This window comes from Marinobacter sp. DUT-1 (assembly GCF_050379415.1).
Lineage (GTDB): Bacteria > Pseudomonadota > Gammaproteobacteria > Pseudomonadales > Oleiphilaceae > Marinobacter.
The window spans coordinates 977,207-1,001,829 of sequence record NZ_JBNRLS010000001.1 but is presented as its reverse complement, the minus strand read 5'-3'; the positions used below and the strand labels follow the sequence as shown (position 1 = coordinate 1,001,829).

The 24,623-nt window shown below is 61.9% G+C and carries 20 protein-coding genes; 7 read left to right on the top strand and 13 right to left on the bottom strand.

Going from position 1 to position 24,623, the window contains the following annotated elements:
- Positions 1-77 precede the first annotated feature (77 nt).
- A complete protein-coding gene (locus ACQUTG_RS04610; protein ID WP_428918248.1) occupies positions 78-2,504 on the bottom strand; it encodes a xylulose 5-phosphate 3-epimerase in 2,427 nt (808 codons plus the stop codon).
- A gap of 169 nt (positions 2,505-2,673) precedes the next feature.
- On the opposite strand from ACQUTG_RS04610, the gene ilvD reads away from it, so the two are divergent.
- Complete coding sequence (ilvD, locus tag ACQUTG_RS04605; RefSeq protein WP_428918247.1) at positions 2,674-4,350, top strand: dihydroxy-acid dehydratase; 1,677 nt, start codon at positions 2,674-2,676, stop codon at positions 4,348-4,350.
- Here the strand turns inward: ilvD and ACQUTG_RS04600 are convergent.
- The gene (locus tag ACQUTG_RS04600) at positions 4,347-6,953 is read right to left on the bottom strand and encodes an EAL domain-containing protein (protein WP_428918246.1); all 2,607 of its coding nucleotides are present in this window, start codon (positions 6,951-6,953) and stop codon (positions 4,347-4,349) included. The two genes, ilvD and ACQUTG_RS04600, sit on opposite strands and share 4 nt — an antisense overlap.
- Before the next feature lie 223 nt (positions 6,954-7,176).
- On the opposite strand from ACQUTG_RS04600, the gene pbpG reads away from it, so the two are divergent.
- The gene (gene pbpG / locus ACQUTG_RS04595; protein ID WP_428918245.1) at positions 7,177-8,085 is read left to right on the top strand and encodes a D-alanyl-D-alanine endopeptidase; all 909 of its coding nucleotides are present in this window, start codon (positions 7,177-7,179) and stop codon (positions 8,083-8,085) included.
- Between the two features lie 17 nt (positions 8,086-8,102).
- Positions 8,103-8,582 carry an asparaginase domain-containing protein gene (locus ACQUTG_RS04590; protein WP_428918244.1) on the top strand — a complete coding sequence of 160 codons (480 nt, stop codon included), beginning with the start codon at positions 8,103-8,105 and terminating at the stop codon, positions 8,580-8,582.
- Here the strand turns inward: ACQUTG_RS04590 and rsuA are convergent, their stop codons facing one another.
- The 8 genes from rsuA to ACQUTG_RS04550 all read right to left on the bottom strand — a co-directional run bounded on the left by rsuA (position 8,583) and on the right by ACQUTG_RS04550 (position 15,928).
- Positions 8,583-9,281, bottom strand: coding sequence for a 16S rRNA pseudouridine(516) synthase RsuA (rsuA, locus tag ACQUTG_RS04585; RefSeq protein ID WP_428918464.1), 699 nt, complete (start codon positions 9,279-9,281; stop codon positions 8,583-8,585).
- 5 nt (positions 9,282-9,286) lie between these two features.
- Positions 9,287-10,315, bottom strand: a complete 1,029-nt coding sequence (locus tag ACQUTG_RS04580) for a metal-dependent hydrolase (protein WP_428918243.1) — start codon at positions 10,313-10,315, stop codon at positions 9,287-9,289.
- A gap of 33 nt (positions 10,316-10,348) precedes the next feature.
- Complete coding sequence (locus ACQUTG_RS04575) at positions 10,349-11,557, bottom strand: lytic murein transglycosylase (protein WP_428918463.1); 1,209 nt, start codon at positions 11,555-11,557, stop codon at positions 10,349-10,351.
- 168 nt (positions 11,558-11,725) lie between these two features.
- Positions 11,726-13,048, bottom strand: coding sequence for a phosphate regulon sensor histidine kinase PhoR (gene phoR / locus ACQUTG_RS04570; protein WP_428918242.1), 1,323 nt, complete (start codon positions 13,046-13,048; stop codon positions 11,726-11,728).
- 55 nt (positions 13,049-13,103) lie between these two features.
- On the bottom strand, positions 13,104-13,796 hold the full coding sequence (gene phoB, locus ACQUTG_RS04565) for a phosphate regulon transcriptional regulator PhoB (protein ID WP_343812475.1): 693 nt from the start codon (positions 13,794-13,796) through the stop codon (positions 13,104-13,106).
- A gap of 76 nt (positions 13,797-13,872) precedes the next feature.
- Entirely contained in the window at positions 13,873-14,760 is an 888-nt protein-coding gene (gene ubiA / locus ACQUTG_RS04560; protein ID WP_428918241.1) for a 4-hydroxybenzoate octaprenyltransferase, read from the bottom strand.
- Between the two features lie 84 nt (positions 14,761-14,844).
- Complete coding sequence (locus ACQUTG_RS04555) at positions 14,845-15,390, bottom strand: chorismate--pyruvate lyase family protein (RefSeq protein WP_428918240.1); 546 nt, start codon at positions 15,388-15,390, stop codon at positions 14,845-14,847.
- Positions 15,371-15,928: a hypoxanthine-guanine phosphoribosyltransferase gene (locus tag ACQUTG_RS04550; RefSeq protein ID WP_428918239.1), complete on the bottom strand. Its 558-nt coding sequence runs from the start codon at positions 15,926-15,928 to the stop codon at positions 15,371-15,373. The genes ACQUTG_RS04555 and ACQUTG_RS04550 overlap by 20 nt, the downstream gene beginning before the upstream one ends.
- 300 nt (positions 15,929-16,228) lie before the next feature.
- On the opposite strand from ACQUTG_RS04550, the gene ACQUTG_RS04545 reads away from it, so the two are divergent.
- From ACQUTG_RS04545 to tesB, 3 genes are all read left to right on the top strand, one after another.
- Complete coding sequence (locus tag ACQUTG_RS04545) at positions 16,229-16,396, top strand: rubredoxin (protein ID WP_008173532.1); 168 nt, start codon at positions 16,229-16,231, stop codon at positions 16,394-16,396.
- A 17-nt stretch (positions 16,397-16,413) separates the two neighbouring features.
- On the top strand, positions 16,414-17,568 hold the full coding sequence (locus ACQUTG_RS04540) for an NAD(P)/FAD-dependent oxidoreductase (protein WP_428918238.1): 1,155 nt from the start codon (positions 16,414-16,416) through the stop codon (positions 17,566-17,568).
- A 113-nt stretch (positions 17,569-17,681) separates the two neighbouring features.
- Positions 17,682-18,539 (top strand): acyl-CoA thioesterase II, encoded by an 858-nt coding sequence (tesB, locus tag ACQUTG_RS04535; protein ID WP_428918237.1) that lies wholly within the window; start codon positions 17,682-17,684, stop codon positions 18,537-18,539.
- Here tesB and ACQUTG_RS04530 read toward each other — a convergent pair.
- The 3 genes from ACQUTG_RS04530 to ACQUTG_RS04520 all read right to left on the bottom strand — a co-directional run bounded on the left by ACQUTG_RS04530 (position 18,536) and on the right by ACQUTG_RS04520 (position 22,817).
- Entirely contained in the window at positions 18,536-21,103 is a 2,568-nt protein-coding gene (locus tag ACQUTG_RS04530) for an EAL domain-containing protein (RefSeq protein ID WP_428918236.1), read from the bottom strand. The two genes, tesB and ACQUTG_RS04530, sit on opposite strands and share 4 nt — an antisense overlap.
- An 85-nt stretch (positions 21,104-21,188) precedes the next feature.
- Positions 21,189-21,635 carry a flavodoxin gene (locus tag ACQUTG_RS04525; protein ID WP_428918235.1) on the bottom strand — a complete coding sequence of 149 codons (447 nt, stop codon included), beginning with the start codon at positions 21,633-21,635 and terminating at the stop codon, positions 21,189-21,191.
- Positions 21,636-21,713: 78 nt separating this feature from the next.
- Positions 21,714-22,817, bottom strand: a complete 1,104-nt coding sequence (locus ACQUTG_RS04520; RefSeq protein ID WP_428918234.1) for a GGDEF domain-containing protein — start codon at positions 22,815-22,817, stop codon at positions 21,714-21,716.
- Positions 22,818-23,022: 205 nt separating this feature from the next.
- On the opposite strand from ACQUTG_RS04520, the gene ACQUTG_RS04515 reads away from it, so the two are divergent.
- Entirely contained in the window at positions 23,023-24,585 is a 1,563-nt protein-coding gene (locus ACQUTG_RS04515; RefSeq protein WP_428918233.1) for an inorganic phosphate transporter, read from the top strand.
- Positions 24,586-24,623: the final 38 nt, after the last annotated feature.

The following is a 24,623-nucleotide window of genomic DNA, read 5'->3' as shown; positions in this document are numbered from 1 at the left end:
CTGTCTCGCTATCCACGGTTCGAAATACAAATGCTAGCTCAGAAACCAGAGACTTGCCGCCGAAAGTGCTCGCTGGCTCAGGCAGTGGGCAGCCCCCGGGTAATGACCGAGGGATCTCCCCGACCTTCGACAGCAGCCAGTTCTGCGCTCGACAACCATTCGCCCGGCGGCTGTTCCATGACCTGGGCACAGGCGGCCAGCGCGTGGCCCCAGGAACACTGGTTGGCAAACAGCATACCGGCCACGTTCAGGGTCCCACCCTGATTGATGTAGCCCAATACCCGGGAGTGGGCCGGCTCCGGAAACAGGGTATGCAGGTGCCCGCGGAAGACTTCCGGGCGCATGTGGGTCAGGCAGACCCGGCGCTTCAGACGGTGGGGGAAGAGCCGTTCCCGCTCGAATTCGGAGGCGCAGACGGCGGCCTCATAGGCGTCCCGGGGCTGGCGGAAACGGCCGGGTTCCTGCACATAGACCAGACGGAAGGGGGTTCCGGTCTCCCGCAGGCGCTCGCAGGCCCGGATTGCTTCTGACAGCTGATAGGCCCCATTGGCAACCAATAGCAACGGTTCCCCTGCACAGGTGTCCTCATCCACTACCAGGGCGCCGTGCCGGGCCAGGGTGTCGGCTTCACTGGCGTCAAAAACACAGGGGCGCTCCCGCTTGGGCACCACCATGCAGGTCAGCCGCCCGCGGTCGCTATAGACTGAAGGCAGCGCGGCCAGGGTACTGTTGTAATCGGCCGGGAAGATCACCCGGGAGACATCGTTCATCTCGCCCAGCAGGCTCTCGCAGAAGGTGGTGTCCTGATGTGACTGTTCATTCTTGCCGTTCTCCCAGGTGTGGGAACTGGCAATAACCGGGAAACCGAGCCAGCGCGCGGGCCGGCCCACGGCTTTCTGGTGCCGGGCGAAAATCAGTTCCTGCCGGATCGCCCCCAGCATCTTGACGCAGAAAGCCTCATAGCTGGCTACCAGGTTGATCCCGGCCTTGTTGGCCAGGCACGCGGAGATCACTGCTTCCTCGTTCAGCACGGTGATGATCTTGCCGTGGATATCTTCCTGGTCATTTTCGGGATCATTCACCCGGTGTTTGAGTGTTTTCAGGACACCAGTCAGCCGGTTGCTGGCAAGTTCGTCCGGGTTGCCGACCCGTGCCCGAAGGGCCGGGTTCTCGGCAACCAGCGCCCGAAAAAAGTGGTCCACCGCCTTCATCGGTGATGACGACGGCTCCCGGCATGGTGCCAGCCGGGGAATGACCGGGTCCTCCGGGTTGCGGCGTGCCAGGGGATGATCGCGCTCCAGGGGACGGTTCTGGAGGCCATGCTCCCCCAGTTTCCGGACCGCGTCCTGCAGTTCGTCCGGGCTGACCCAGAGTGGCGTGATATGGGTATGGAACAGTTCCCGTGCCCGGGCGTCGATCCGGGGGTTGCCGGGCAGGGGCAGGTTGTGGGCGGCATTGCTGCCGGCGCCATAGAAACCGTAACCCTTGACCGTTTCGGCGATGCCGTAAGGGATGCGCACCGGATAGCGTATCTCGCCGCTGGCCGCGGCTTGCCCGTGATCCTTCAGCGCCTCCTCCATGGAGAACAGGGCACAGACAAAGGCCGCCGGGTCGCGGCCGTCGAAACGGACCGGATCAAAGCCCCGGTGGCTCAGATGCGCCTCGAACCGTTCGAGCCCCTCCCGGGTGCCCAGCTCGGTGCGCTGCTCGATGCGTCGGCCGTTGGCAATCATGATCGGCAGAACCAGCCCGCAATCCTCCTGGCGCCACCAACGGGGAACCCAGTCACTGCCACGCTGTTCCTCGGCGGCGCCATCAGAGAGAAATGCCACCAGGGATTCGCCCGGCAACGGCATGTGGGCGTACTGGAGTTCCGCGAAACCCAGGTAGCCACCTTCAATGATGCCCCCGGCGGTATGCGGGTTGACGTGGCTGCCGATCGGCGCCGCCATGGAACCATCGGGTTTCTGGCGGTAACCGTAGAAATCCTCAGCCAGCCGCGTCAGGCCCTCGGCGCCGAGGTACCGCTCCTGTTGCTCGGGATGGAGATTGCCGGTCAGGACGTTGAGTGCGTCCACCGCGGCCACGCAATGGCCCTGGCCCATCAACCAGCTCCGGGTCTCGCCGGTAAGGCTATTGAGGGCGAGGTAGGCAGCGTAGGCCGGGACCATGTTGAGTGCACCACCGGTATGGCCCTCCGGGCTGGTTTTGAAATCCTGGGGGGTAAGGGGTGCTCCGGTGGTGTCCACACGTCGGGTGTAGGTCATGTGCACCACCAGCCACAGACCGGCGCTGGTCAGGCGGTCCAGCGCCGCCAGTCTTTGATAGACCGCTTCTGTGTCCGGTTGCAGTCCTCGCTGCACCAGGCGCTCGGCCAGCGATTGAACCTGTGCGCAGGTGGCCTCTGAATGACGGACGACCCCGTAGCCACGGCGCCACAGAGCGAATGCCGGGCGGGAATGGCCGGTGCTGGGCACCGGCTGGGATTGTGTTGGCGATGGCATCGGATGCCTCCGTGGCTGGACAGATCTGTCAACGATTGTAGAGGCTGGTGGCATGGGGGTGCTTGATGCAGGTCATTCGGGACTGCATATTGTTTCCGGCCGGTATTTTGAGGTTAACCGCCGAATCTGAGATCCTGAACCGATAATTCCTGAAGATCTGGAGGCTGCCATGACAGACGACAAACGCCGTCAATACTCATCTCCGGTGGTGGATGGCATTGGCAAGTCCGCCAGTCGTGCCATGCTCCGGGCCGTGGGCTTTACCGATGAGGATTTCCGCAAGCCGCAGGTGGGCATTGCCTCGACCTGGAGCAATCTCACGCCCTGTAACATGCATATCAACCGGCTGGCCGAGGAATCTGCTGACGGTGCCGATGAGGCGGGCGGCAAGTCTCTGATCTTCAATACCATCACCGTGTCCGATGGCATCGCCAATGGTACCGAGGGCATGAAGTACTCCCTGGTTTCCCGTGAGGTGATTGCCGATTCCATCGAGACCACCGCCGGCTGCGAGGGCTTTGACGGCCTGGTGGCTATCGGCGGCTGCGACAAGAACATGCCCGGTTGCCTGATGGGGCTGGCCCGGCTGAACCGGCCATCGGTGTTCGTCTATGGCGGCACCATCATGCCCGGCAAGAACCACACCGACATCATCTCGGTGTTCGAGGCGGTAGGCGCCCATGCCCGGGGCGACCTGGACCTGATCGAGGTTAAGCAGATCGAGGAGACCGCCATACCCGGTCCGGGCTCTTGCGGAGGGATGTATACCGCCAACACCATGGCATCGGCCATTGAGGCCATGGGCATGAGCCTGCCCGGAAGTTCGGCCCAGAATGCGGTCTCCGAAACCAAGGCGGAGGATTGCCGGGCGGCAGGTGCGGCGGTGCTGAACCTGCTGGAACTGGGTATCCGGCCCTCGGATATCATGACCCGCAAGGCGTTCGAGAATGCCATCACCGTGGTCATCGCTCTGGGCGGCTCTACCAATGCGGTGCTGCACCTGCTGGCGATGGCCAGTACCATCGGTGTGGAGCTGGATCTGGAGGACTTCACCGAGATCGGCAAACGGGTACCCGTGCTGGCGGATCTCAGGCCCAGTGGCCACTACATGATGTCCGAGCTGGTGGCCATTGGCGGTATCCAGCCCTTGATGAAGATGTTGCTGGAGCGGGGGCTGCTGCACGGTGACTGCCTGACGGTGACCGGCCGGACGCTGGCAGAGAACCTGGCGGACGTTGAGCCCTATCCGGAAGGCCAGGACATCATTCATGCCTTCGGGGATCCCATCAAAGCAGACAGCCACCTGCGTATCCTCTACGGTAACCTGGCGCCCACAGGGGCAGTGGCCAAGATCACTGGCAAGGAAGGTACCCATTTCACCGGTCGCGCCCGGGTCTTTCATTCCGAGGAGGAGGCCCAGGCACGGATTCTTGACGGCACGGTGGTGGCCGGGGATGTGCTGGTGATCCGCTATGAAGGCCCGAAAGGCGGCCCCGGCATGCGGGAAATGCTTAGCCCCACGTCAGCGATCATGGGCAAGGGGCTCGGCAGTGACGTGGCGCTGATCACCGATGGCCGTTTTTCCGGTGGTAGCCACGGGTTCGTGGTCGGTCATATCACGCCGGAGGCGGCGGAAGGCGGCCCCATTGCACTGGTGGAGGATGGCGACACCGTGACCATCGACGCAATCAGCAACCGCCTCGAGCTGGACGTATCTGAGGCGGAGATGGAGCGTCGGCGACAGGCCTGGCGGGCGCCGGCGCCGAGGGTGACCCGGGGAGTGTTGGCCAAATACGCCCGAACCGTCAGTTCGGCATCCAGAGGCGCGGTCACAGACCTGCCCTAACTCGCCCCCGGCCGCACCGGTGGCCCCCAGTAGTAGCCCTGGCCGTACAGGCCTGGGAACTGCTGGAGCCAGATGGCGATGGCTTCGTCCTCGACCCCTTCCACCACCACATCCAGATCCAGGCTCTCGCCCAGTTCCAGGGCCACCTGAAGAATCTTCTGGCGCCTGGGATCAGCCATGATGTCCTTCAGGAAGCTGCGGTCGATTTTCAGCTCGTCCAGGTCGAAAGTGGCCAGGGTGCCGAGAGAAGAATGCCCGGCGCCAAAATCGTCGAGGGCGATACGAAATCCGGTGTCACTGAGCTCGCCGATGGTCTTTCGGGCGATGCGGGGGTCGCTCATCATAGCCGTTTCGGTTATCTCCAGAAGAATGTTCTCTGGAGCCAGGCCGTGGCGGTGGGTAATGCCGGCAGCGACCCGGTGGAATCCGGGCCGGGCCAGGTCCTTGGCGGAGATATTGACCGAGACTGCAATCTGCGGCCCGAATCGCTTGCGCAACGCCGCAAAGTCCCGGCAGGCGCGATCCAGTGCCCAAAGCGTCACCGGGTGGATCACCCCCACCTCTTCCGCCAGGGGAATCCACTGGTCCGGTGACACCCGGCCGAACTCACTGTGATGCCAGCGGATCAGGCCTTCCAGGGAACCGATACGTCCGTCGCGGATGTTGACCTTGGGCTGGTACTCCAGCCACATCTCACCGGCTTTCAGGGCCGCCTCGACATCCAGGATCAGGAGTTGCTGACGGTATTGCCGGTGCGCAACCGAGGGGTCATAGACGGACAACGGACGGCTGTCATCCAACGACGCGAATCCGGCGGACGACAGCACGGAGGCTGCATCCCGGCCATGCTCGGGAGCATGGGCGAGCCCGAGTGTTGCAGCCCAGGAGAAGGAAAACCGCCCTTCCCGGAAGTTCTCGCCCAGCCAACCGGTGATGGCGGTCAGGGCCGGGTCGTCCTGGCTTCCGTCCTGGTCCCGGTAGAAGGCGAAGGCGTGGTTGGCGGTGTCGAGCGTGGCCAGGGCATGGCCGTTGATGGTCACCAGCCGACCGGCCAGGCTGCGTTTCAGGAAGCTATTGAGTTGTCGAAGGTACTGCTTCAGCAGATCTTCGGCGGTGCGATACCCCAGGGCCTGTTCGACCTCGTTGAACCGGGCCAGCCGGACGATGCAAAGGCTGAAGGGGGTCTGGCTGCTGTCAATGGTTTCCAGGGTCTCTTCCAGGACGGGACGGTTGGGCCGGCCGGTTACCCGGTGGGTTTTCATCAGCTGGTCGTATCGTTGCTCGATCCTGGTGCGTAACTGTCGCTCCTGGCGGACCCGGATATCGGAACCCATCCGGCGCTTGCGTTCCTGCACCAGCAACCGGCCAACGCCGCTGGTCAGGATCAGCGAGCCAAGGGCGGCTCCCAGGAAGAAGGCCGAGTCGGTCAGGTAGTTGACCGGCAGCCAGCCGACAGTACGCATGGATGTGACGATGGCACCAATGAGAATGGCCAGGATCGATAGGGCAAAATAGCGGCCGTAGACATGCCGCCGATGCCACAGGGCAAGGCTGAAGATGAACAGACCACCCAGGGCGCCGATCACCAGGAAGGCGTCCTGTCCAACCCAGGCCAGGGCGAAGGGTGCTGCCAGCAAGTGCAGTCCGCCCATTACACTAAGCAGCCTGAGAACCACCGCCGCGACCTTGCCCACTGACAGGAAATGGGGCGTGAACTCGCACAGGGCGATCAGACATAACGGCAGGGTGACGCCGAGCAGTGCGTTGAGCTCAGGGCGTTCGGGCCAGAGCAGCCAGAGCCCCAGGCCTTCCATGATCAGCTGGCTATAGATAACCGCGACCATGAGCACGCTCAGCCAGGCCAGACCGGGGCGTCTGAGCCTGAATACAATGCTCAGGTTCAGCAGCAGGGCGAACACCAGCAGGCCGGTTATGAAGGCTTTCCAGGCGAGGTTGGCAGCCCCCTGGCTGATGACTTCGTCAGCCCGGGCCAGGGAGACGGGCAGAAGTACCGGACCGTTATTCCGGACCTCCACCAGCAGTGTTGTCGTCCCCGGTTCCAGGGTCACCGGCCAGATCCACTGGGGCAGGCCGATAAAGCGGTGATCGAACGGATAGAGATCGCCCAGGGTCGCCAAGTGCTCCATGCGTCCGTCCGGATGGATCAGCACCGGAGTCAGGTGGTCCAGGTAGGGCGCGTCGACTATCAGCTTTCGGTCCACCGGGGCGCCGGAGGTGTTGCTCAGCTGCAGACGATAGGTGACCGGCCGGTAGGGGTAGCCTGCGCCAGAGTGATCCAGGTCTCTCGAGGTCCAGCCATCCGCGCGCTGCCAGGAGCCGGTGGCAAGTACCGTTTGCAACGGCCCGATCCGGTAATCCGAATGCGTGGGCAGGGTCACGCCACGGGCGTCTGCCATTGAAGGGTATTGCGGCTCATCGTGGACCATGTTGGCGGGTAGCAGCCACAGAGTGGCAGCCAGCCCGTAGGCAACGCTTGCCGCCAGCAGGACCAGGGGCAGCCATCGTCTGAGGCGTGTCGCGGGGTATCGCAGGCCGACAACCGGAGCTGGTGCGTTGGCGTGGCTTTGGGCATGCGAATCCATTCGGAGGGAGTCCTGACTGCCGGTGACGTGACGGTTGCACAAGGGTTACATTAATTAACGAAATGTAACTTCATGAATTAACGGAAATTTTACAGATTTTTAAGTTATTTTGCATTTGCTGGCCAGTACGCTTCGGGGAAAATGTGACATGTCAGACATTCGTCTCCGCTGATATAGTGGGGCGCTATCACCGAGGCTCGATACAGGGGGAGCAGTGACAGGTATGATCGGGAAATTGAAAAGCGGGGCGTTGCTGCTTCTGGTGATGGTTCTGGCGACCACCACGCAGGCCGGTACGGGTCCGAATCTGGCGTCGGTGAACGCTGCGGTGGCCCGCGTTGGTGACGATAACCTGGTCTTTGGAAAGAACGCGGACCGGCAGGTGCCCATCGCCTCCGTCACCAAACTGATGACGGCCCTGGTCGTGCTGGAATCCGGCCAACCGCTGGATCAACCACTCACCTTCCATGAACGTCACACCCCGGCGGCCAATAATGCCTACACCCGGATCCGCGTGGACTCGACCCTGCCCCGGTCAGAGGTGATCCGGATTGCCCTGATGTCCTCGGAGAACTTCGCCGCCTACACCCTGGCCAGCAATCATCCCGGCGGCTACGACGCTTTTGTGGACGCGATGAATGAAAAAGCCCGGGCTCTGGGTATGTCAGGTTCCCGGTTCGTGGATCCCACCGGTTTGTCGGCGCTCAATGTCTCCACGGCTTCGGACCTGGTTCGCCTGGTCAATGCCACCCTGAAACATCCCGAGATCCGGGATTATTCCACCACCGGTTACTACCGCGCTCACTTCCGGAATCCCAGGTACAGTCTTTCCTTCGGCAATACCAACCCGCTGGTGCACCGGGACAGCTGGGGGGTCGAGCTGAGCAAGACCGGTTACCTGTCCGAGGCGGGGCGTTGTCTGGTGATGGTTTCTGATATGAATGGCGAGAAGATTGTAACCGTCCTGCTGGATTCTCTGGGGACCCGGTCGCCGCTCGGGGATTCCGGGCGCATCAAACGCTGGCTGGACACCGGAGAGCCCGGTAGCGTCGCAAAGGCGGCCCGGCGCTATGAGCAGGAGAAGAACGCGGCCTATGCGGTTGCCGACAACGGCCCCTCCACAGTGAACTGACAGGGACAGCTTCGACCATGATCGAGATCTTTACCACCGGCGGCACCATCGACAAGGTGTATTTCGACGCCAGCAGTCAGTTCGAGATCGGCGACTCCCTGTTGCCCGAATTGTTGTCGGAATCCAACATTCACGACGGCTATCGTATCCATGAGGTGTTGCGCAAAGACAGCCTGGATATGACTGAAGACGACCGGGCCAGGGTGTTTGATGCGGTGGCCGGTTGTGAGGGGCAAAAGATCCTGATTACCCATGGCACGGATAGCATGGCCGAGACGGCGGAACGCCTGTCGTCCCTGTCCGACCGGACCATCGTGCTGTTCGGAGCCATGCAGCCGGCCCGGATGCGCCGTACCGATGCCGTGTTCAATCTGGGCTTTGCCTGGTCGGCGGTGCAGCTGCTGCCGCCGGGCGTCTACATTGCCATGAATGGCGAGGTGTTCGAAGCCGGGGCGGTCCGCAAGAACCTTGAGGCCAAACGGTTCGAGCGGATCTGATCAGCCCTGACTGACGCTGGCGATCTCCTGCCCGGTCAGAGCGCGATATTCACCGGGGGCAAGTTGCGGGTCCAGGGCGATGTCTCCGACCCGGATGCGATGCAGCGCCTTCACGTGGTTGCCCACGGCGGCCAGCATGCGCTTGACCTGGTGGTAGCGCCCCTCGGAAATGGTCAGCTCAATCACGGTGTCATTCACCCGTCTGACCTTCGCCGGCCGGGTTTCTCTCTCTTCATTACGTAACACCACGCCTGTCACCAATGCCTGCTCCGCCACGTCCGTCAGTGGTTCCCCGAGAGTGACCCGATAGGTCTTCGGACAATCGGTCCGGGGCGAGGTGACACGATGGGACCACTGGCCGTCGGTGGTCAGCAGCAACAGGCCGGTGGTGTCCAGATCCAGGCGTCCGGCGATGTGCAGGTCCCGGGACAGCCCTGGAGGCAGCAGGTCCAGAGCGGTGGGATGTTCGCTATCAGTGGTGGCACTGACCACGCCTGCGGGCTTGTTCATCATCAGGTAGCGCTCGCCGGGCAGGATCAGGGGCTCGCCGTCGAGAGTGACGCGGGCATCTTCGGGAATTTTCCGGTTGGCGGTTCTGCAGACGGCGCCGTTGACGGTAACCGCGCCGGTGCCAATCGCCCGCTTGGCTTCCTTGCGGGACAGTTCAGTGCAATTGGCGATGAACTGGTCCAGGCGCAGAGGCATCAGCAGCTTTGTCCCGGCGCCGGTGTGCTCAGGGAGGCAAGGCAGAATACGTCGCTTCGGCCGGTCACCCGATCCCAAAGATGTGCCATGGCCTGGTCATTGACGGCCGGCCTGGGCAGGCGGCTGCTGGTGACCGGCAGGAACCGACCACCATTATTGCGCGCAATATCGAAGGTGAAGGGGTGCGCTCCGGGGAGGCCAAGGCGGATGTCGGTAGCGGTAACCCGGTTGCCGTCGGTGCCGTAGTCCAGGAACCCTCCGGTGAACCATTCCAGGCGACGTACTTCCGGTAGATCGGCCACGGCTTGCGCCAGTTGCGGGTCGCGGGGAAAGGTTTCCAGGGTTAGCGGCTGATCACCGTCGAGGAAGCCGGTAACGATTTCTACGCGTTGCTCGTCGTTCATGGCGGTGGCCCGCCACAACACCGTGTTGAACGGCATCGGCTGGACCATGAGCCGGGCGTTGTCCATTCCGGCCTGTGCCAGCGCGGGCGTGACCCGGTTGGTGATGATCTGCTGTGCGGCCAGGGTCCAGCCAAGATAAAGGGTGGAGAGAGTCAGGCCAACGGCAATGGCACGCGTGCCCGGCGGTCGGACCAGGAAAAGTAGACATCCGGCCAGCAGTGGCAGGGTGTAGGCCGGGTCGATGATGAAAATGCTGTTGATGGCAACCGGTCGGCCAAACGGCCAGAATAACTGGGTACCATAGGTGGTAAAGGCATCCAGTATCGGGTGGGTCAGCAGAACCAGACCGGTCAGCAGTAGCCATCGTTTGAAGTCCAGCATGGGTTTCCAGCGCCACAGCAGCCAGGCCAGCAGCAGTGCCAGCGGGGCCAGCACGAAGAGCGAGTGGCTGAAACCACGATGCTGGGTAAAATTGGCCACGGCGGAGCCATAGTCGATGACCACGTCCAGATCGGGCAGTGTGCCGAGCGCACCGCCGATCAGGAGTGCCGTCCGGCCCAGGGTCTTGCCAGCGACCGCACCGGCGATGGACGCTCCGAGGGCAACCTGGGTTATGGAATCCATGACGCTTTATCGACCTCTGTCTTACGTATCGAATCAGTTAGCGATAGATACGTTCAGTCTGGCCAGAACGGCTTGTCCTGGATAGCCGTCGGCAACCATGCCGGAGGCGGCCTGGAACTTGCGAATGGCCGATCTTGTGGCCGGACCGAGGATGCCGTCCGGTTTGCCGGTGTCGTAGCCGCGATCAGTCAGGGCCTCCTGCAGTTCCATGATGTTGTCCCGGGAAAGGGCCGGTGCATCCTCCGGTGGCGGGTTCTGCAGCTTGCCGGCACCCGCCACCCGGTCCGCCAGGTGGCCGACCGCGATGGCGTAGAACTCGGAGCGGTTCCAGCCCATGATCACCCGGAAGTTGTCGTAGACCAGAAATGCCGGTCCCTGGTGCCCGGCAGGCACCACGAGTTTGGCCTTGATGTCTGCGCGGGACAGGGCATTGCCAAAGGCATCGGTGATGTCCATCTCCCGCCATTCGCTCAATGCCAGGCGCCGGCCATCGGCCAGGCTGTAATCGAAGCCGTCGGGCAGCAATACCTCGCGCCCCCAGCGGTAGTCCCCGTCCCAGCCCATGGACTGCAGGAATTTTCCGGCAGACATCATGGCATCGGGCAGGCTGTTCCAGAGATCCCGGCGACCATCGCCATCGGCGTCCACCGCATGCTGGAGAAACACCGTCGGCATGAACTGAACGTGTCCCATGGCTCCGGCCCAGGATCCCTCCATCTGGTCGGCGGGTATCGCGCCCTCATCGATGATGCGCAGGGCGGCGATCAGCTGCTGGGTGAAGAAGGTGCTCCGGCGGGCATCGCAGGCCAGCGTGGTCAGGGCGTTGGGCACGGACATCTTGCCGAAATAGCTGCCGAAGTTGGTCTCCAGGCCCCAGAACGCCACCAGATAAGGCGCCGGAACCCCGGTTTCATCCGTCACCCGCTGCAGCAAGTCCCGGTGCTCGGCGAGCATCTCCCGGCCCTTACTGACCCGGGCCTCATTGACCCGACGGTTCAGGTAGTCGGCGAAGGTGGTGGTGAATTCCGGCTGCCGGCGATCCAGTTCGATCACCCGGTCCAGGTGTTCCACCTGCGCCATTACCTGGCGGGCGGTGGCCTGGCTGACGCCAGCCTCGATGGCTTGTTGCTCGAGCCGGGCCTTGCACTCGATAAAGGCCTGCTGGTTGATTGGCTCAGCCTGCTCCTGGGCGAAAGCGGTGCCAGTGGCGGACCCCAGGAGGCTGGCAATGATCAGGGCCAGGGGCCCGCGGGATGTCCTTGAGAGAGTGAAGCGCACTCGATACCTCGAACCGGATAGTCTTGGGTGGAAGCTGTTGTTGTCATGGTAGCGTGTTTTCAGGCTGTGAAAATACCGCAATCACCGGGAGGGGATGACAATTGTTTAAGCTTCCGGTTCCCCGGAAGCCGTTTAATCGTTCGCCGTGGTTTCCGGTACCCGCTCGACCAGCCTTTCCCGCGGGAAGTGGCAGATGAACTCGCTGCCCTCGCCAATCCGGCTGCGGATTTCAAGGTTGCCATCGTGGTTCAGCAGTACGTGCTTGACGATTGCAAGCCCCAGCCCTGTGCCGCCGGTATCCTTGTGGCGGCTCGGGTCGGCCCGGTAGAAGCGTTCTGTCAGGCGGGGGATATGTACGGGATCGATGCCTATGCCGGTGTCCTTGACCGAAAGGTGCGCACCCTCCCGGTTGGTGGTCCAGGAAACAGTGATGTGGCCTTTAGCCGGGGTGTATTTCACGGCGTTGAACACCAGGTTCGAGAAGGCGCTGCGTAACTGGCTTTCATCACCCCGCAGCAACCGGTGGTCGGTAAGATCGATGGTAAACTCATGCTGCTTGTCGCCACTGAGCGCCTTGGCATCGTGACAGATCTGTTCGATCAGGGCGTCGACGTCGGTCAGGGAATCGTCCACCGTCTGCTCGCCGGTCTCGATCCGGGACAGAAGAATCAGGTCGGTGATCAGGGCTTCCATGCGGGAGGACTGGGCCGCCATGGTGTTGATCGCACGTCGCCATTTCGGGGGTAGCTCGTCGGCATGGTCCACCAGGGTTTCCAGGTAACCGCTGATCACCGTCAGCGGGGTGCGCATCTCGTGGGACACGTTGCCGACGAAGTCCCGCCGCATCTGTTCCAGCTGGTAGAGGCGGGTGACGTCCTTGGCGACGATCAGCCGGTCGTCATCGCCAAACAGGCTGATCTGGATCTGCAGATGGATGTGGGGCTTGGCCGGAGAGTTGATCTCCAGCGGTTCCCGGTAGTCCCGGGAATCAAAGTAGCTCTTGAACGACGGGTTTCGAATCAGGTTATGGATGTACTGGCCCTGGTCGGTATTGCGTCGGAAACCCAGCAGGTGTTCGGCCGAGCCGTTCCACCACTCCATCGCGCCCCGGGAGTCGGTCATGATGACCCCGTCGCGCATGGCATTGGTGGACTCCTGCACCCGGTTGATCCGTGCACGCAGCCGGTCCTGGGTGCGCAGGTGGTTCTGGTGCAGCTTGTTCAGGCCATCGAAAATATCGCCCCACATACCAATGCTCTGGGGAGCTTCATCGGTGCCGCTGGGGTTGGCCAGCCAATGATAGAGGCGGCGCGCCTGGACCAGGGTCCACCACAGGTAGACCACCAGCCCGAAGGTCAGGCCCCACAGCGGCCTGTCGAAAATGAAGCCCACCAGTGTGGTAATGGCGAGCCCGGCAATGATTATCCGCAGGTAGCGTGACCAGTTATGGTGCATCGAAAGCTGCCTTGTGTCAGTTCCGGCCTGATGCAGAATGGATGGCCGGCAGTGCTTATGCGGCTCTGGTGGAGAAGCGGTAACCGGTTCCCCGAACAGTCTGGATCAGGTGGTCGTACTTGTCCCCCAGTGCCTTGCGTAACCGCCGGATGTGGACATCCACGGTGCGCTCCTCGACGTAAACGTTGCCGCCCCAGACCTGGTCCAGAAGCTGGGAGCGAGTATAGACCCGTTCCTGGTGTGTCATGAAGAACTGGAGCAAACGGTATTCGGTCGGGCCCATGGTCAGAGCGCCTTCCTCAGTCGTTACCCGGTGGCCGACCGGGTCCAGGGTGAGGCCATCCACTTCGATCGGGGTGTCGACACCGGGCGGGGTGGCACGGCGCAACACCGCCTTGAGACGGGCAACGAGCTCGCGGGGGCTGAACGGCTTGGTGATGTAGTCATCGGCTCCCACTTCCAGGCCCTGGATCTTGTTGTCTTCCTCGACCTTGGCAGTGAGCATGATGATCGGTATGTCGGCGGTGGCCTCGTCTTTCTTCAGTCGCCGGGCCAGCTCGACGCCGCTGGTGCCCGGTAGCATCCAGTCGAGCAGGACCAGATCGGGTTGTTTGTCGACAATCAGGGCATGGGCTTCCCGGGCATCCGCTGCCTCAATGTAGTCGTAATCTGCCATTTCGAGGGCCACGGCAATCATTTCCCGGATGGGGGCCTCGTCATCGACGATCAGGACAGTTTTTCCGTTCATGGTTTGTAACCTGTGTCAGACCTTGATTTGTTGCTGCCTCATTACAACGCCGAAGTATGACAAGTATATGACAGCCTCAGCGGAACAACAGGTCGATCACCAGCCCCGCAAAGACCGCAAAGCCGGCCCAGTTGTTGTTCAGGAAAGCCTTGAAGCAGCCCTCCCGTGCCCGATCCCGGGCCAGGTACTGATGATAGACAAACAGGCCGGCCATGACGGCAACGCCGAGGTAATAGAACACGCCCAGCTCCGCCCGGTGGCCGACCATCACCAGGATCAGGATGACCAGAGCCTGAAGCATGCCGATGATAGCCTTGTCGGCATCCCCGAACAGGATGGCGGTGGACTTGATACCGACCTTGAGGTCATCGTCCCGGTCGACCATGGCGTAGAGGGTGTCGTAGGCGACGGTCCAGAGCACGTTGGCGGTAAACAGCAGCCAGGTCAGCTGGCTGAGTTCGTTGGCCTCCGCCGCCCAGGCCATGGGGATGGCCCAGGAAAAGGCGGCGCCCAGGAACAGCTGGGGCAGGTGAGTGTAGCGTTTCATGAACGGATAGATGAACGCCAGGAGGACCCCGCCAAAGGACAGGTACAGGGTCAGGGTGTTGGTGAACAGGATGACCATCAGGAACGAGACCAGGCACAGGCCGGCGAACAGGGCAACCGCCTCCCAGGCCTGGATGCGTCCGGCGGTCAGCGGTCGGTCCCGGGTACGCTTGACGTGTTTGTCCCAGTCCCGGTCGGCATAGTCGTTGATGGCACAGCCGGCGGCACGCATGAAGAAAACGCCGAGGGTGAAGACGATGACATTGCCGATGCCGGGGTTGCCGTCCCCGGCGAGCCAGAGTGCCCAGTAGGTGGGCCAAAGCAGGAGCAGTGAGCCGATGGGGCGATCGATTCGCAGCAGCCTGGCGTAATCAGTCAGGCGGCTCTGGACATGTTCGGGCATGGCGTTCGGGATCATGGCGCGCATCCGGTTGCAGCAAATGGAAAAACCGACAGATCTGCGGATTATAGCCAGCCGGTTCCCGCCGGTTAAAGGCCGGGCTCAGGAATAAAGGATCGGCAGCAGGTATTCGCCCACGAGCAGGGCATGATTCCCGTCATGGAAGATCGAGCGGCGGGCCAGGCGGGGTTGTTCGCTGCCCTGCGGAACACACAGGCCGGTTTCCAGGGGGCCGCGTTGCCAGCGGGGGCTGCTGAACAGGTAGGCACCGAGGGGTTTGTTGCCCAGGTTGCGAAGGATGCGGTTGCGCCCCTCCAGGCAGTCCAGGGGAATGATGGTGCGGGCCAGCACCCAGGGGCGCCCGTCACCGCACAGGCGGACCTCGCGGATCCACGCCTGCTCGCGCTCGGGTATGGCAAGACGTTTGGCCTCCTCGAGAGTAGGGCGACCGAAGCCTTCCCGCTGGATCTCGACGTGGAAGGACTGGCGGCATTCTTTCTGCAGCGCGCGGGTAAAGGAGCCCTCCAGTTGCAGCCAGTAACTGGCCGGGCCACGAACCTCCGGGTTGCGGAGGCTGGCTGCGGCAAGAGAACGGTACCAGCGGGTCAGGGGAATGCCCGGTTGGTGCTCAGAGTCCCTTGACGGCATAGATCCCGGGGGCGTTGCGCCAGTAGCCTTTGTAGTCCATGCCGTAACCGAACAGGAAGCGGTCTTCCACTTCCAGGCCGGTGAAGTCGGCCTTCAGGCCGGGGCGGGCCTTGCGGTCATGCTGCTTGTCCACCAGCACCGCGGTCAGGACCTCGGATGCCCCATGGGCCAGGCAGTAGTCCGCAATCGCGCACAGGGTAGTGCCTTCGTCGAGAATGTCATCAACGATCAGTACGGTACGGCCATTCATGTCGGCTTCGGGCTGGAGCTTCCATTCCAGGATGCCGCCGGTGGTTTCCTGGCGGTATCGGGTAGCGTGGAGATACTCGGCCTGGACCGGGAAGGTAAGCCGGGTCAGCAGCTGGCCGGTAAGGATCAGGCCTCCGTTCATTACACAGAACACCAGCGGATTGCTGTCCTTGAGACGGGCGGTGATGTCGTCAGCCAGCTGGCCGATGGCAGCCTGTACCTGCTGTTCGTCAACCAGGCAGTCGGCCTCGGCCATGACCTGGTTCATTTCGGCGACGGTATCGGTCATAACGGTCGGATCCTGTCTAAAACGGGCGATTATACCGGAGTGGTTGGTCAGAAGGGAGGGGCGGTTTCGGGGGCCAATATCTGTATTTATGGCTATTGGCAGAAAACTCTCCGGGTGGCCGTCCGTAATGGCATTGGTGTCGGGGAAGGCGGCCGGTATGATGACCCGTAAAGCCATGGTGGCCTGCAATGACAGGAGTCAGTAGCCGGGAACAGGCAAAATAACTTGCGTGTACGATTGTCGGACAATTAATATGCGCGCAGCGTTTCAACTATATGCGAATGTTCGGGGAGAGTATTGATGAAAAAGTGGCAGTGCGTGGTCTGTGGACTGATCTATGACGAAGCCGAGGGCTGGCCGGAAGACGGTATCGAGCCGGGTACCAAGTGGGAAGATGTCCCCGAGGACTGGGTGTGCCCGGATTGTGGTGTGGGCAAGGAAGACTTCGAGATGATTGAGATCGGTTAACGCACGGGAGTACCGCTATGTCTGAACAGGCCCCCATCGTTATTGTCGGGACCGGTTTGTCCGGCTACTCCCTGGTCCGGGAGTTCCGCAAACAGGACAAGGAAACCCCGGTGGTCATGGTTACCGCCGATGACGGCGTCAGCTATTCCAAGCCCATGTTGTCCACCGGGTTCACCAAGGGCAAGGATGCCGATGGCCTGGCCCAGGCGTCCACCGAGGCCATGGCGGAGCAGCTCGGTGTCCAGCTCCGGACCTTCACCACGGTGACCGGTATCGAGCCCGGGGCCCACGAACTGATTCTCGGGGATGAAAGACTGAAATACAGCAAGCTGGTGCTGGCATGGGGGGCAGATGTGATTCGCCTGACCATTGCCGGTGATGGCCAGGAGCGTGTGTTCTCCATCAATGATCTGATGGACTATCGGGCCTTCCGCGAGGCGCTGGCGGATGGCCAGCGGGTGGCGATCATGGGCGCCGGTCTGATCGGTTGCGAATTCGCCAACGATCTGCGTAATGGCGACTACGAGGTGGACGTCATCGCGCCGTCGGAAGTGGTGATGCCGGGCCTGTTACCCGAAGCGGCCGCCAACGCGGTCCAGCAGGAACTTGAGAACCTGGGCGTGCGGTTTCACCTGGGGACCGTGGTCGATCGGATCGATCGTCACAACAATGGCGTCAGGCTGACCCTGGCCAACGGCGAGAGTCTTGAGGCGGATGTTGTTCTTTCCGCTGTGGGTCTGCATCCCCGCACGGGCCTGGCCGAAAGCGCCGGCCTGGATGTCAGCAAGGGCATCAAGGTGAACCGCGCCCTGGAAACCTCCGCCCCGGACATCTATGCCCTGGGGGATTGCGCCGAGGTGGATGGTCATGTGCTGTTGTATGTGCTGCCGCTGATGGCCTGTGCCCGGGCGCTGGCCAAGACTCTCACCGGCGACCGCACGGAGGTGAGCTATGGCACCATGCCGGTGATGATCAAGACCCCATGTTGCCCGACGGCCGTGTGTCCCCCCCCGTCCGGCGCCGACGGTCAGTGGGAAGTGGAAACCGAGGGTACCAGTGTGCGTGCGCTGTTCCGCACTGATGCGGGCGAGGTGCTGGGGTTTGCGGTGACGGGTCGCTTCGCCGTGGAAAAACAGGCCCTCGCAAAGGAAGTGCCACCCATTCACACCTGAGCCCTCCATGGCCTGTGGCAGTGGTGTCGTCTCAGGCCATGCATGCTTGTCATTGCGAAAAAGCCGTACTTGGGGTAGAAAACCCCTTCGTGAGCTAATTAACAGGAGCAGGCATGCTAGAAGTCACACAGAAGCTGGTGGAGCTGCTGGACCTTTCGCCCATCGGCGACGATCACTTCCAGGGCGACAGTGAAGACCTGGGGTTTCCCAACGTGTTCGGTGGCCAGGTTCTCGGCCAGGCGCTGATGGCGGCCAGCCGCACCGTTGAGGGTCGTCTGTGCCATTCTCTCCATGCCTATTTCCTGCGTCCGGGCAACCACAGCATGCCGATCGACTACGAGGTGCAGCGGGTTCGGGACGGTGGCAGCTTCTCCGTACGCCGGGTGATCGCCCGTCAGGACGGCAAGGAAATCCTGACCGGCTCCATGTCTTTCCAGGGCGAGGAAGCGGGGTTCGTGCACCAGTTTGATATGCCCACCGCACCCGATCCGGATACTCTCAAGTCCGAGCAGGAGCTCGGCAGGATCCTGGCGCCGCAGGTGCCGGAGCGGTTTCGGGAAACCCTGACGCGGGATCGACCTATCGAAATTCGCCCGGTGAATCCGGTCAATCCGCTGCAGCCGGAGAAGCGACCGCCCTACAGGCAGAGCTGGTTGCGGGCCCAGGGGCCGCTGCCCGAGGACCCGGTGCTGCACCGGTGCCTGTTGACCTATGCCTCCGATTTTCACTTCCTGGCCACGTCCATGCAGCCCCATGGCCTGACCTTCACCAGCAAGAATATGCAGGTGGCCAGCCTCGACCACGCCATATGGTTCCACCGGGATTTCCGCATGGATGAGTGGCTGCTCTATGACAAGGACAGCCCCAGCACCTCGGGCGGCCGGGGCTTCAACCGGGGCAACTTCTATAATCGGGACGGAGTGCTGGTGGCATCCACCACCCAGGAAGCCCTGATCCGAAAACGTTCCTAACCCAGCTTGCGAGAGGGCTGGCGGCCATTGGTATTGAGCCAGTCCAGGAACTCATCCACTGGTAGCGGCGGCGTGACCAGATAGCCCTGGATCATGTCGCAGCCCATATCTCTCAGTAGATCCGCAGTCGCCTGATCCTCCACGCCTTCCGCCACGACCTGGTAGCCCAGGTTGTGGCACATGTCGATGGTGGTCTGGACAATCACCCGGTCGCCGGCCTCGCTGGGCAGTTCTGTGACCAGGGACCGGTCGATCTTGATCTCGCTGGCGGGCAGCTGCTTGATGTAGGAAAGCGATGAGTAGCCTGAGCCGAAGTCGTCAATGGAGACCCGGATTCCGGCCGTGTTCAGGGCATTGAGGGCCTCCAGCGAGTTGGCCGGGTCCAGCATCATCGAGGTTTCGGTGACCTCGAAAGTGACTGCGCCCCGGTGGCCATCGTACTGATTCATCAGGCGTTGCACGTAGAGGGAAAAATCCGCCTCGCGCAGGTTGTTGGGCGAGATGTTGGCGGACAGCTCCAGGTCCCAGCCCTGTTCCAGCAGTCGTGTGCGAAGGCGGAGGGACTCCTCCAGCACCCAACGGGTCAGCGGCTTGATCAGCCCGGTTTGCTCCGCCAGAAGGACGATCTCATCCGGGCTTACTGTCTTCTGGCGCCCGGGCCACCGGATCAGCGCCTCCATTCCAACCACCCGGCCTGTGACCAGGGATTGCTTGGGTTGCAGGTAGAGCGCCAGCTGGTGGCCGTCCAGGGCCTTGCGCAGTTCCGAAACCATAGTCAGCCGATCCGCGCTGTAGGCATCCCGGGAAGGCTTGTAGTAGGCCATACCCCGGTCCCGGGCTCGCTCGGAACCTTCGGCGATGATGGCGCGGCGGATCAGGGTGTTGGCGTCGCTACCATGGTCGGGGAAGATGGCCACACCCATGCGCGGGTCCAGGGGAACCTGCATGCCCAGGTAATCGATTGACTGCCGCAGGCTATCCAGGCCGAGAATCACGGACCTGGGGGAGGCTTCCGCCAGGGTGGCATCGACAATAAAGCCGAAGGACTGCTGGTCGAGGGAGGCCAGAAAGTAGTTGCGCTCGTCGGTCTGCTCGACCGGCCGGGCACCCGGTATGGTCTGGATTACGGAATTGTAGTGCCGGGCGGCGAGTTCCAGGATCCGGTCGGTGTTGCGGTGGCCGAGGGTTTTGGTGACCGAAGAAAGGTTGTTCAGATGCACCACGGCGACGCCGTAGCGCTTTTCGGGATGCCGCATGATCAGGTCATTGAGCATCATCTCGAAGCTGCTGCGGTTTGGCAGGCCGGTCAGAGGGTGGTGCAGAGCCTGATCCATCAGCCTCAGTTCCACGCTACGGCGGGCTTCGAGGGCGTGGAGCTCGGCTTCCCTGGCGAGCACCTTGTCCTGGCGTTCCTGGTAGATCCTGCTTGCCATGGCCAGGGCGAGCAGGACGGCCTGCAGGGCCGAGCCGATCTGCATGGCATAAACGCTCAGGAAGCTGTTGGGTAGCAGGCCGTACTTGTTGGCTGCCGTCACCGCACTGCCCAGGGTCAGCGCACCCCATGCCAGGGTGTAGTAGATGGCCTGCCGGTTGCCCCGGAGCCATTGCTGGGGGCCGAGCAGTGTCAGCAGCAGACAGCTGGGTATTGTCAGGGCGACCACCAGCCGGATTGCGGTGTTGTAGTCGGTCAGGAAAGTGGCCAGCGCCGCAAAGGTATTGAGGATGATCGCGAAGCTCACGATCCGGGCGGTGGCGGGGCTCTGGTTCTTTAGTTGGAGAAACGCATGGGCGAACCAGAGCGTAAAGACCATGGCAAAGGGAATGCCCAGCACCATGGACCGGTTCTGTATCTCCGGATTGGCCGGCCACAGCAGTTGGTAGGCAATACCATTCAGACTGCCGATAATCACCAGGTAACCCAGGGTGGAGAGCACGTACAACAGGTAGATCTTTTCCCGCAGCGCGACGAAGATGAACAGGTTGAAGCAGATGACGGTAATCAGGATGCCGTAATAGACGGCATGGATCAGATCTTCGAAAAACGCGCTTTCGAAGAAATCCTTGTCGTGCCACAGGTGCACCGGCACCTGCACGGCTCCGCTGGTGCTGACTTCCAGCAGGATCTGCTGATTGGCGTCAGGCGCATGCTCAAAACGGAACAGGAAATTGCGATAGAGCACCGGGCGTTCGAGGAAAGGCAGCCGGTCGCCGGCCGTGGCCTCGGTTACTACCTCGCCGTTTTCCAACAGGAAGAAGCGGATGTGGTCCAGGTGAGCGTAACCGATTTCCAGCAGATTGATGTCGCCCCGTTCAGGAACCGGGAAGCGCAGCCACACGGTTTTTCGGATATAGCCGAAGTTCGGGCTCGGGTCTTCCAGTGATTGCCAGCCGTCCATCGCCAGGGCCTGTGCCGGGGTTGCCGGTGAGTCCGTGTCGGTCAAAAGGAAATCCATGTCCGGACGCACGCTTTCACCGGCAGCAAAGGATGGGGCTGCCAGGAGCGATAGGGCCATCAGGGTGAACAAAAGCTGGAGCGGGCGGGTCAGGGTCACAGGTTGTCGCATTTCTTATCGTTGTCTCCCGAGTATGACCCGTCGTTACCGGTGGCTCAAGCGCCGGATCGGCCTTCGCTGCGTTAGCAGAATCCGCTCAGAGTTGCCGGATCCAGTTGCTGACCCAGGGCAGTGCTTCGCTTTCCGGCTCCAGGGTTTCCATGGCATCGATGCGCAGGGTGTCTCCCACTTTCCGGGCGGCGGTCTCGTACAAGGCTTCCTCTATCAGCTCGCCGGCTCCGCAGAAGGTGTCGCCGTAGGAGCTGTCTCCGAGCACGATGATGCCAAAGGGGCGCCCGGGTTGCTGCGGTAGTTGCTCTCTCAACTCCACATAGAAGTGCAGCAGGTTCTCCGGGATCTCGCCCTGGCCCGTGGTCGAGGTGCAGACCAGCAAAGGCTCGTCATTGGTCGTGATGTCGGAGAGTTTCGGGTTCTCCAGCACGGAGACCTGATGGCCTTCCGCCTCGAGTTTCTTCCGGATCTCCCGTGCGGTCATCAGGGCACCGCCGTAAACGCTCCCGACCAGAATGCGTATCGCTGTCATTGTGAGTCCTGTGAATGTTGGCGTATTCGGGCCTTGTACCCGAGTCGCGCCTGATCATAGCGAGCGAGATGCACGGTCTCAAGAAGGCGAACCCACGGGGTGGTCTTCGCTCCGGCTGCGAACTCTGGGTGCGATGCGGTTGCGGCCTGCGTCCTTGGCGTTATAGAGGTTGAGATCAGCCTGTTTCAGCAGATCATCGATGGAGGCGGCCTTGGCGATGGAGCAGACCCCGGCACTGATGGTCACCGGCAGGTGGTGATTCTTGAAGCCGAACCTGGCCTCGGCCACCTCCGCCCGCAACCGTTCGGCCAGGGTAAGAGCCTGCAGCAGGGAGGTATCCGGAAGCAACAGGAGGAATTCTTCGCCGCCCCAGCGGGCGGCCACGTCGGTCTGGCGGATAACATCCTGCACCAGGGCCGAAAACTGGCGCAGAACGGCGTCTCCGGCGTCATGGCCGTAGTCGTCGTTGATGGTCTTGAACAGATCCAGGTCGATCAGCACGATGGAGAAATGGTGTCCGGCACGTTGGTACCGGGAAAATTCGCTGACCAGCCGGTGTTGCATGTCCCGCCGGTTTGACAGGCCGGTCAGTTCGTCGGTCCTGGCAGCATGCTCGTGGGTCACCACCAGTTCCAGCAATTCATTGCGGGCCTTCAGCCGCCCGGCTTCCAGTACGAAGCAGAAGATGGACTCGAAAGTGAGGGTGGCAAAGAAGCGGATCTTGAAGTCACTGGAATACTCCGCAGTGATGAACGGCAGATCGGGGAACTGGAACACCACGGCGGCAACCAGGTAACAAACAAGCAGGACCGCCGTGCCGGCTTTCAGGTTGGTCAGGAAAAACAGCAGGGGCGGAAAGACGTAGAACCAGAGTGGGCCGGTGTTGCTCTCGCCGCCCGAGGCAATCAGGTACACGAACAGCAGGCCCACCACCACAATCAGGCCGCCTTTCTGGCGCGCCCCGTTGCCGCTGAAGGCAAAGTACACCATGTTCAGGCCCACCAGAACGGAGCAGGACCAGAGCACCCAGGCATGCAGCGTGTGCGCTGAGTACCACGCCTTCAGACCGATACCCAGCAGGAAGACGATGGCCGCGGATGATAGCCATGTCAGTAACCGCGATACCTGCGCATCCTCGCGTGCACCGGCAGCCTGGTGACTGATTGACTGGGGCTGGCTCATAGGGAGTTCAGGATTTTATTGTATTTTTTGGCGTCATATCTGGCCATTATGCGCCAATCTGTTGTGCATTCGCGGTCCTGGATCACACTTGCGGATGCTGCGTATCCACATGACGGTCAGGTTTCAATTTCGTGACAAAAAAATTATAGTTGCCGCGCGGCCCACCGGCCTGATTACATTCTGACCAAATGAGACCTGATCTGTTATGGCCCGTTCAACCGGATTCCTGGATACCGTCCTCACCAGCCCTTCCACGGAAAGATACAGGGTCGGAATCAGCCTGCTGTTTCTTCTCGGCATCTGGCTGACTGTTGGTTCTTTCAGCGATGGAATGCCCGGCAGCATGCTGTTGATGGCTGCGGCTGTCATAGGCGGTTACATGGCGATCAACATCGGTGCAAATGATGTCGCCAACAACGTGGGCCCGGCCGTGGGCTCCGGAGCGCTGTCCCTGGGGGCGGCAGTCCTTCTGGCTGCAGTCTTCGAGGCTGGCGGCGCGCTGATTGCCGGGGGCAATGTGGTGTCCACCATCAAGGGGGGTATCATCGATCCGTCCAGTCTGGATGATGGTCGGGCGTTTATCTGGCTGATGACCGCGGCACTTCTGGCCGGTGCCCTGTGGCTGAATCTGGCCACCTGGATGGGCGCGCCGGTATCCACCACCCATTCCATTGTTGGCGGTGTCCTTGGGGCTGGTATTGCCGCCGGTGGCTGGGGCATTGCCGACTGGGCGGTCATGGGCAAAATTGCCGCCAGTTGGGTGATCTCGCCGGTCCTCGGCGGGGCGCTTGCGGCCCTGTTTCTGTTCGCCATCAAGAAAACCGTGCTCTACCGCCAAGACGTGGTGCCGGCGGCCCGCACCTTTGTCCCCTGGCTGGTGGCCATCATGGCCTGGGCGTTCGGCACCTACCTGATGATCAAGGGCGTCAAGAAAGTCATCAAGGTGGACTTCCTCGAGGCTTCCCTGGTGGGCCTGGTCGCGGCCGCGGTGGTGTTTGTGATTGTTCGTACCCTCGTCGGCCGGAAGGCCTCCACCATGGAGAACAGCTCCGCCGGGGTAAACACTCTCTTCACCTGGCCACTGATCTTCGCCGCTGCCCTGCTCAGCTTCGCCCACGGTGCCAATGACGTGGCCAACGCCATCGGCCCGCTGGCAGCCATCAACGATGCCCTGTCCGCCGGCGCTGTCGTCGCCTCCGCCAGTATCCCCCTGTGGGTGATGATGGTCGGGGCCCTGGGTATTGCCGTCGGCCTGATGCTGTTCGGCCCACGCCTGATCAAGACCGTGGGCAGCGAGATCACCGAACTGGACAAGACCCGGGCGTTCTGTATAGCCCTCTCTGCGGCACTGACCGTGATCCTGGCGTCCCAGCTGGGGCTGCCGGTTAGTTCCACCCACATCGCCATCGGTGGTGTCTTCGGTGTCGGTTTCCTGCGTGAATACCTGAAGCGCAATTACGCCACCCAGCTGCACAAGATCATCGAGCACCACGACCCGGATGAGCAGGAGCGTCTCAAACCGTTCCTGGACGACTTCCGCAATGCCTCGGTGGAAGAGATGGAGAGCCTGCTCAAGCAGGCCAAGAAACAGAAGCAGCAGGTGCCGCTGTCCAAGTCCGAGCGCAAGCGCCTGAAGAAGATTTACAGGGAAGAAATGGTCAAGCGTTCACACCTGGTAAAGATTGCCGCAGCCTGGATCATTACCGTGCCGGCCTCTGCCATCATGGCCGCGATCCTGTTCTTTACCCTCCGGGGCTTGTTGATCTGACCGGGCTGGTTGTCTAAACCGAGTTTGGTCATACTATC

Bases quoted from the DNA above. Each gene is read 5' to 3' on its own strand.
- ACQUTG_RS04550 (WP_428918239.1), bottom strand. From the start codon at position 15,928: ATGACCGATACCGTCGCCGAAATGAACCAGGTCATGGCCGAGGCCGAC.
- ACQUTG_RS04580 (WP_428918243.1), bottom strand. From the start codon at position 10,315: ATGGATTCCATAACCCAGGTTGCCCTCGGAGCGTCCATCGCCGGTGCG.
- ACQUTG_RS04520 (WP_428918234.1), bottom strand. From the start codon at position 22,817: ATGAGCCAGCCCCAGTCAATCAGTCACCAGGCTGCCGGTGCACGCGAG.
- phoB (WP_343812475.1), bottom strand. From the start codon at position 13,796: ATGAACGGAAAAACTGTCCTGATCGTCGATGACGAGGCCCCCATCCGG.
- pbpG (WP_428918245.1), top strand. From the start codon at position 7,177: ATGATCGGGAAATTGAAAAGCGGGGCGTTGCTGCTTCTGGTGATGGTT.
- ubiA (WP_428918241.1), bottom strand. From the start codon at position 14,760: ATGATCCCGAACGCCATGCCCGAACATGTCCAGAGCCGCCTGACTGAT.
- ilvD (WP_428918247.1), top strand. From the start codon at position 2,674: ATGACAGACGACAAACGCCGTCAATACTCATCTCCGGTGGTGGATGGC.
- ACQUTG_RS04600 (WP_428918246.1), bottom strand. From the start codon at position 6,953: ATGGATTCGCATGCCCAAAGCCACGCCAACGCACCAGCTCCGGTTGTC.
- ACQUTG_RS04515 (WP_428918233.1), top strand. From the start codon at position 23,023: ATGGCCCGTTCAACCGGATTCCTGGATACCGTCCTCACCAGCCCTTCC.
- ACQUTG_RS04525 (WP_428918235.1), bottom strand. From the start codon at position 21,635: ATGACAGCGATACGCATTCTGGTCGGGAGCGTTTACGGCGGTGCCCTG.
- ACQUTG_RS04555 (WP_428918240.1), bottom strand. From the start codon at position 15,390: ATGCCGTCAAGGGACTCTGAGCACCAACCGGGCATTCCCCTGACCCGC.
- ACQUTG_RS04530 (WP_428918236.1), bottom strand. From the start codon at position 21,103: ATGCGACAACCTGTGACCCTGACCCGCCCGCTCCAGCTTTTGTTCACC.
- ACQUTG_RS04590 (WP_428918244.1), top strand. From the start codon at position 8,103: ATGATCGAGATCTTTACCACCGGCGGCACCATCGACAAGGTGTATTTC.
- tesB (WP_428918237.1), top strand. From the start codon at position 17,682: ATGCTAGAAGTCACACAGAAGCTGGTGGAGCTGCTGGACCTTTCGCCC.
- ACQUTG_RS04545 (WP_008173532.1), top strand. From the start codon at position 16,229: ATGAAAAAGTGGCAGTGCGTGGTCTGTGGACTGATCTATGACGAAGCC.
- ACQUTG_RS04540 (WP_428918238.1), top strand. From the start codon at position 16,414: ATGTCTGAACAGGCCCCCATCGTTATTGTCGGGACCGGTTTGTCCGGC.
- ACQUTG_RS04610 (WP_428918248.1), bottom strand. From the start codon at position 2,504: ATGCCATCGCCAACACAATCCCAGCCGGTGCCCAGCACCGGCCATTCC.
- phoR (WP_428918242.1), bottom strand. From the start codon at position 13,048: ATGCACCATAACTGGTCACGCTACCTGCGGATAATCATTGCCGGGCTC.